1 protein-coding gene is annotated in these 3103 nt (G+C 28.5%); it reads left to right on the top strand.

All coding sequences use genetic code 11. The features are described 5' to 3' along the window. On the top strand, positions 1–3103 hold a 3103-nt coding region (locus A9G30_RS06160), incomplete at both ends, for a condensation domain-containing protein (protein ID WP_141672022.1).

Here is a 3103-nt window from a genome sequence, read left to right as displayed (position 1 = left end):
GTGATTTACCATTAGAGAGAAAAAAATATATTATAAAAAAAAGTCAGTGTAAACTTATTCTAAGTAGAGAGTCGGTAGATACAGAAATACTAGGAATAAATTCATTAAATATACTAGATGCAATTAACTACAACAACACGAGCAAGGTAATTCTTTCCTCATGTGATCCAGAAGATATTGCATATATTATATTTACATCAGGAACAACAGGACAACCTAAAGGTGTAATGGTAAAACAGCTAGGAATGGCGAATCATATCCAAGCTAAAGTTAATGATCTATCGATAGATAAAAATTCAAAAATAGCCCAAACAGCACCTCAGAGTTTCGATATTTCAATCTGGCAATTTTTGTCAGCACTTACAGTCGGAGGCGAAACTGTTATAATAGAGAAACAAATATTACAATATCCTTCAGCATTAGTTGAAAAACTAAATAAAGAACAAGTAACTATCATTCAATTTGTACCTTCTTTATTTAATACTTTTATAAATAGTATTAAAAGCCTTGATATTAAATTAGAATCATTAAAAATTGTTGCTACTGTGGGAGAACCATTGTTACCCACGACATGTAGGAATTGGTTTAACCTATATAAACATATACCAATTTTAAATCATTATGGTCCAACAGAATGTTCTGATGGAGTAACACATTACTTAATTTCAAGTATGAACGATATTCCTGATACAGTAACTCCTATCGGAAAGCCAATTTCAGGATTAAATTTATACATATGTGAGGTTGAAGTTAACAATAATAAGATTATACAGATAAAAGAATCTTACAAAACAGGTGAGTTATATGTTTCAGGTTTAGGTGTCTCAGCCGGTTATATTAATGATCAAGATAAAACTAACTCAGTATTTCTCAATAACCCATTTTCTGATGATATAAATCATAGAACAATCTATAAAACAGGTGATCTAGTTAGATATAATCAAGACCAACAATTGGAATGTTTAGGTAGAATAGATCGTCAGGTTAAGGTAAGAGGACATAGAATAGAGTTGGCAGAGATAGAAAATAAGCTGATACAAATTTCACAAGTCAAGGAATGTGCTGTTATTATTAAAAAAGAGCATAAAATTAAAATAACAGCAAGAGATATGCAAGAAAATGATGATGTTGATATAACAAATTTAGTTGCATATATAGTTTGTGAGCAAACGGTTACAAGGAAATTATTGGTAGATGAACTCAAGACATATTTACCTGATTACATGATCCCTGATTACTTTATCGTTAGTGATTGTATTCCTCATAATTCAAATGGCAAGATTGATTATAATAATTTAAAAAATCTTGAGAAAATACGCCCCTTAACTGATCATCCTTTTGTTCTTCCTTATACTGAAATACAAACTAAGTTATGCGAATTATATGCTGATCTAGTCAATATAAGTCCAATTAGTATTAGGGATATGTTTATTGAATTGGGTGGTGATTCATTACGTGCAATGTTGGCTGTTAATCACATATCAAAACAATTTTCTATCAATTTAAAAATCTCTGACATATATAGCAATAATATTGAACAGTTAGAATGTTTGATAAAACAGAATAAATTTTCTTATAAGGAACTAAAACCATATAGTCAAAAAACGGACTATCCTTTAACTGAAATTCAAAAACAATTATGGTTCTTATGGAAACTTAACCCAGAATTAAATAATTATGTATTGCAAGTTGAAATAAGTTGTGATAGGGATTTTTCTGTCGATTTATTTAATAAAACATGGACAAATGCTGTAATTAATTTTGACACATTAAGAATTAAATTTAAAGAAAAAGATGGCTTGCCTTTTTTTTCAATTCAAGATGATTTTTTTTATGATGTAAAAGAGATAAATCTAGATGATAGCACTTATATTGATGAAGATGACTATAGGAAATCGGTTCTATCCAAAGGTATAAACTTAATTGAAGATGATTTATTTGAACTGGTTATTTTAAAGAAAGGTAATAATAGGAAAATACTTTTAACCACTCATGAAATAGTTATGGATGCGTGGTCCTTATCTGTTATTCTTAAATATATTACTAGTTATTATTCTTTTCTTCTTGGAAAAAGTGAAAAACCTGATATTTCGAAAATTGGATTCAAGGATTTTGCCTTATGGGAAAGTCATAATCGGAAACCAGAACAATTGATATCTGAAGAATCTTTCTGGAAACAGCAATTAAGTGGTGAAATAGAAACAATAAAAATCCCTTGTGATTCGGCAAATTTACTTCAGAATACACATTCCAATGACTACGTAAATATAAAGCTACCATCTGAATATGTAAAAAAAATTAATACATTGTCTAAAGATTATAATTTAACGACATATTCAATGATATTATCAACATTTTATATTCTTCTTAACCAGTTTTCTAATACGGATGATTTAATTATAGGAAGCCCCCATGTAGTAAGAGATGTACCTGGCACAGAAAATCTAATTGGTTTCTTCTTAAATATGCTTCCAATGCGTTTTAATCTCAAAGATAAGGAAAAAAGCTTTATTGATATTTGTAAAGATGTAAATGATATTGCCAGTAGAGCTATGTCAAATAGTTCTTACCCCTTCAGTTCAATGGTAAATCTTCTTGAAATAGAGAGAAATGAAATTTCACATCCAATTTTTCAAATTATGTTCAATATGTATTCTGAAAAGTCAGAAAATTTGAATGATATTATCAATTTTTACGCTCGTGAAAAGGATAATGGTTTTGCTAAATATGATTTAGTTCTTTATTGTCAAGAAAATGAAGGGGCTATTTATCTTCAGTTTTCATATTCAAAAGATATATTTGATGAACACCTAATTAATCGATTAGCTAAACAATTACAACATATTATAAAAACTTGTATATTCAACGAAAAAATAAATATTGATCAATTATCTCTGGTATCAGATAGCGAGAAATCAATTATCATAGGCAAAGCCGATGATTATGATGGTGAGTATGATAGTTATAATATTTATGAAGCATTTTTAGCTGTTTGTAGAGAACATAATGATAAAATTGCTTACTATTCTGCCACAAAGGAATACAGTTATGCTGAACTATTAGATTTGGTTGAAACTTATTCTAATATTATGAGTAATTATAT

This window comes from Gilliamella sp. Fer4-1, from assembly GCF_001690515.1.
Lineage (GTDB): Bacteria > Pseudomonadota > Gammaproteobacteria > Enterobacterales > Orbaceae > Gilliamella > Gilliamella apicola_C.
This window is presented reverse-complemented; position numbering and strand designations above follow the sequence as displayed.